The organism is Beijerinckia sp. L45 (genome assembly GCF_009765775.1).
Taxonomy (GTDB): Bacteria; Pseudomonadota; Alphaproteobacteria; order Rhizobiales; family Beijerinckiaceae; genus RH-AL1.
The window spans coordinates 7649-11032 of the sequence record NZ_LMUU01000150.1; the positions used below are offsets into that span (position 1 = coordinate 7649).

General features: G+C 65.5%; 3 protein-coding genes. 2 read left to right on the forward strand and 1 reads right to left on the reverse strand.

The genetic code is table 11. From position 1 onward, the window contains the following. The first annotated feature begins 73 nt into the window (after window positions 1–73). Entirely contained in the window at window positions 74–943 is an 870-nt protein-coding gene (locus GSQ79_RS16105) for a LysR substrate-binding domain-containing protein (protein WP_158809707.1), read from the forward strand. A 332-nt stretch (window positions 944–1275) separates the two neighbouring features. On the opposite strand, the gene GSQ79_RS16110 is transcribed toward GSQ79_RS16105, so the two are convergent. Further along, window positions 1276–2166 carry a LysR family transcriptional regulator gene (locus GSQ79_RS16110; protein ID WP_158809710.1) on the reverse strand — a complete coding sequence of 297 codons (891 nt, stop codon included), beginning with the start codon at window positions 2164–2166 and terminating at the stop codon, window positions 1276–1278. A gap of 286 nt (window positions 2167–2452) precedes the next feature. Here GSQ79_RS16110 and GSQ79_RS16115 point away from each other — a divergent pair, with 286 nt between their 5' ends. After that, window positions 2453–3187, forward strand: a complete 735-nt coding sequence (locus tag GSQ79_RS16115; RefSeq protein ID WP_158809708.1) for an SDR family NAD(P)-dependent oxidoreductase — start codon at window positions 2453–2455, stop codon at window positions 3185–3187. Window positions 3188–3384: the final 197 nt, after the last annotated feature.

Below are 3384 nucleotides of genomic sequence, written 5' to 3' on the forward strand. Positions count from 1 at the left end.
TTGAGATAGGCGTATCGCGGAAGACGCGACAGGTGCTAGTTTTGATACCGATCGTCCCAATTATGGAACAGCCGTGGATCTCGTTGCGCTGACCGCCTTCAACCTCGTCGCCGCCCATGGCGGCTTCGGTCGCGCCAGCCGCGCGTCCGGCCAATCCAAGACGACGCTGTCGCGCCGCGTGCGCGAGCTGGAGGACGCGCTCGGCCTCAGGCTGATCGAACGCGGTTCGCGCACCCTGCGCCTGACCGAAGACGGCGGGACGCTCCATGCGCGGACGCTGGGGCCGTTGGCGGAGGTCGAGGAAGCAGGACTCGACGTTGCCGCCGGCCTTTCGCGCCCGCGCGGCCTTTTGCGTATCAGCTGCCCGGTGCTGGTGGCGCATATCGCGATGGGCAAAGTGGTCGCCGGCTTCGGCGCGGCCTTTCCCGACGTGCAGATCGAGCTGGTCGCCGAGGACCGCGTCGTCGATCTCGTCGAGGATCGCTACGACGTCGTCATCCGTATCAACCCTACAGGTGACCACGGCCTGGTCGGCCGGGTCTTTTTGCGCGACGAGACCTTGCTGGTCGCGGCGCCATCGGTATCACGCCCGTCAGGGCGGCAGGATGCGGCACCCCTGCCCGCCGTCCTGCTGGCGCGCGCCGCCACAACCCTCACCTGGATCAGCGCGACCGACGGCAAAACCCGAACGACGCCGCTGACCCCGCGCCTGCGCCTGTCCTCGTTGCTGGTGATCCACGACGCGGTTCGCGCCGGCGCCGGCGCCGCCTCGCTGGTCAGCCGCGATCTCGTGGACGGCACGCTAGTGGAATGGGGTATGGTCCCCGATCGTCAGATCGAGGCCTGGGTGCTGCACACGTCGCGGCGGCTGGTCAGCCCGAAGGTGGCGGAATTCGTCCGGTTTTTGTGTGCCGCGTTTCCGGAGGCGCGGCTGGTGCGGTGAGGGATGCGCTATGTTAAATGGAACCCGGCGAAGTCGATACGTTACGATACGGCCTAAACGGTAAGCCTTGAGACGTGGGCACAAACGATCTGGCTGACGCCAAGGCCAATCTCCAGAACGAACGCGTCGACCAAGCCGAAGCGGGAACCTCAATCGAGATGACGCTTTGCGGCAAGCCGTCAATGCAGCCCTCCTGAGAGCGCTGACGGAAACGATGGGCTCTCGCGCCGGTCGCGATACGGCACCACACTCGCGGCTTGAACGACGCCGCTTCAAGCGGTCGCAGCTCGGCCCCGACCGGACGACGGGAAACGTCGCCGGGGACTTGCGCATCAGTCCCGCAATAGCCCCGCAAGAAGCGGCGCGTGCGCGGCGAGCCTGCGGGATACGAACTCGGTGAAGAGCCGCACGCGCTTCGTCTTGCGCGTTTCCCCCTGCGTGAGAAGCCAGAGCGTTCCGTAGATGTGCAGGTCGGTGCCCGGCACCCTCGCCAGCAGAGGGTCGGCATCGCCGACAAAGCACGGCAGGGTCGTGATCCCGAGCCCTTGCCGAACGGCAACGATCTGCGCCTCGGCGTCGGTGGTCCTGAACGGAACCCCCGTGGCGCGAACCTCAGCCGCGCTGGCCCAGTCCGGAATGCCATGACTGCTGATGACGATCCACCGGACGGGATCGGGCGCGCCCGCACGCCACGCGGCGAGGCGATCGCGGGACATGTAGACACCGCCGAACAGCTCCGGTCCCTTCAAGCCGTGAAGATTGATCGGCAGGGTTTTGCGGTCGTAGACGACGCGGATCGCGACGTCGGCCTCGCGGTTGGTCAGATTGGCCAGCTCGCCGGACGACAGGATTTCCATCTCGATATCCGGATGCAGACGCGCGAAATCGGAAAAATCCGGCATCAGCAGGTGTGTCGCCAGCGGCGGTGGCAGCGTCACCCGCAGTAGCCCGCGTACGCCCTGGTCGCGCCCGAAGACGCGCGTCTCCAGCAGGTGCGACGACGCTTCCATCTGGTCCGCGAACTCGAGGACCTCTTCGCCCGCAGCCGTAATGCGGTAGCCCGAGGGGAGCTTTTCAAACATGTGCACCCCGAGGCGATCCTCGAGCTGGGCGATGCGTCGCAGCACGGTTGCGTGGTTCACCCCGAGGCGCGCGGCGGCGGCGCGCACCGAGCCGCCGCGCGCGACGGCCAGAAAGTAGCGAACGTCATCCCAGTCGATCATGGTGCAATCTCGCACCGTGGGATGCCTCTGTTCAAGGCTCATGTCCGCCGCCGCTGAATGGCATCTTGGCTGGGTGGTACCGCGAGTCTTCATCGCCGATGCCGGCAAACGCGGCCCGAGTCCGGCGGCCGCAAGATCGGCGCGGCTGGTGTCAGCCATCCTGCCGGATCGTTTTCGCACCACCGATGTGCGCGATTCCGCACTCAACACCTGACGCCTGCGGACCTAAATCGAGGGTCTCAGGGGCCTCGCCAATAACCAAAGACGGCGCCTGACAGGAGAGTTCATGGGAAAGCTTGAAGGTAAGGTTGCCGTCATCACGGGCGGATCGAGCGGTATGGCGCTGGCGAGTGCCAAGCGGTTCGTCGAAGAGGGCGCCTATGTCTTCATCACGGGACGGCGGCAGGAGACACTCGACGAGGCCATCAGACTGATCGGCAGGAACGTGACCGGCGTGCGCGGCGACGCGGCCAATCTCGACGACCTCGACCGCCTGTTCGCCACGGTTGCGCGGGAAAAGGGCAAGATCGACGTCCTGTACGCGAGCGCCGGCTGGGGTGAGGCCGTGCCGCTGGGCGCGATTTCCGAGCAGCATTTCGATGCGGTTTTTAACCTGAATACACGCGGCACGTTGTTCGCGGTTCAGAAGGCGTTGCCGCTGTTCAACGATGGCGGATCGATCTTCATGACCGGGTCCGTCGCTTCGGTGAAAGGGTTTCCCGGCTACGGCGTGTATGCGGCGAGCAAGGCGGCGCTGCGCTCATTCGCGCGCACGTGGCTCAACGAACTGAAGGGCCGGAATATCCGGGTGAACGTGCTGAGCCCGGGCCCGATCGCCACACCGATGCAGGATCAGGTTCTCACCGCGGAGGCAAAGCAGATGTTCGAATCCCTGATCCCCCGGGGAACGATGGGTCGTCCCGAGGAAATCGCGTCGGTCGCGCTGTTCCTGGCTTCCGACGATTCAAGCTTCGTGAATGGGGTGGAGTTGTCGGTCGATGGTGGCTTCTCGGCCATCTGAATTCGCGCCGGATCGCGGGAAACCGCGATCCGGCGGGAACCAGCCTGTCGCGGCGCCCACGGATGGGCGCGGACGCGAAAGCCGCGACACAGCGGACCGGACGACCCGGCGCCGTTAAGACCGGGAACCAATCTCAACACGGATCGGAGAAAGAATATGAGTATTGCAATCATCGGCTTCGGCAAGATCGGCCAGGC

Coding starts and splice junctions, on each gene's coding strand:
- GSQ79_RS16115 (WP_158809708.1), top strand. CDS start 2,453: ATGGGAAAGCTTGAAGGTAAGGTTGCCGTCATCACGGGCGGATCGAGC.
- GSQ79_RS16110 (WP_158809710.1), bottom strand. CDS start 2,166: ATGATCGACTGGGATGACGTTCGCTACTTTCTGGCCGTCGCGCGCGGC.